We start from the raw sequence: 1,066 nt of genomic DNA, 5'->3' as shown, positions 1-1,066 counted from the left end.
TGACCGCGCTGCTCTCGTGGTTGATGGCGACGTAGCCCTTGCTGCCGCGGCCGAAGGCGATGGCGTTGTTGCCGTTGGACCACCAGTTGGTCACCGCGGTGCCGGAGACGGCGTTGCGGAAGGCCACCATGTTGGCGATCTGGCGCCACTTGTGCTGGCACTTCCAGCCGTCCTGGAAGCAGGCGTTGACGGTGCCGCCGCCCGGGGGTCCGGCGTCGACGTCGGTGAACTCGTAGCCGGAGTGGACGTTGGGCGAGCCGTAGGGCCAGGCGAGGAGGTAGACGTTGGCCAGGGTGTAGGTGTTGCCGGCCTTGTAGTTGAGGGTGGAGCCGTTGCGCTCGGTGTCCCAGTTGTCGACGAAGGTGCGGCTGCCGGCGCCGGGGAGGTAGCCGGCGCCCCAGGAGTCGTTCCAGTTGCTGAGGTAGGCGAGTTTCTCGCTGGTGAAGATGCGCTTGAGGTCGTAGGCGCCCTGGAAGGCGTCGACGTCGCCGGTGGCGGTGTACTCGCCGGGCTGGACGGCCTCGCCGGAGCCGTAGATGACCTCCTGGGCCCAGAAGACGTTGGGGTTGGTGAGCTTGGCCTTGACGGCGGCGAGGTCGGTGGCGGCGATGTGCTTGGCGGCGTCGATGCGGAAGCCGTCGACGCCCTTGGCGAGGAGGCTGTTGAGGTAGGCGGCGATGGTGGAGCGGACGTGGTCGCTGCCGGTGTTGAGGTCGGCGAGGCCGGAGAGCTCGCAGTTCTGGACGTTGCCGCGGTCGGCGTAGTTGCCGATGTTGGTGCGGCAGGAGTGGAAGTCCTGGTCCTGGTAGTAGCCGGGGTAGGTGTACTTGGTGTACTGGGTGCCGCCGGTGCCGGTCCCGGAGCCGGCGCTCATGTGGTTGACGACGGCGTCGGCGATGACCTTGACGCCGGCGGCGTGGCAGGTGTCCACCATGCTCTGGAAGGCGGTGGCGTCGCCGAGGCGGCCGGCGATCCGGTAGCTGACGGGCTGGTAGGAGGTCCACCACTGGGGGCCCTGGATGTGCTCCTGGGGCGGGGAGACCTCGACGAAGCCGTAGCCCTTGGG

Annotated in this window: 1 protein-coding gene; it reads right to left on the bottom strand. The window is 68.4% G+C overall.

Annotation, left to right across the window (positions count from 1 at the left end; genetic code table 11):
• The coding region (locus ACFY07_RS28560; RefSeq protein WP_390872440.1) for an alpha-amylase family protein at positions 1-1,066 on the bottom strand (1,066 nt) is incomplete at both ends.

This window comes from Streptomyces sp. NPDC001380 (genome assembly GCF_042895785.1).
Taxonomy (GTDB): Bacteria; Actinomycetota; Actinomycetes; order Streptomycetales; family Streptomycetaceae; genus Peterkaempfera.
The sequence above is the reverse complement of the archived record's forward strand: the minus strand, read 5'-3'. Positions and strand labels throughout refer to the sequence as shown.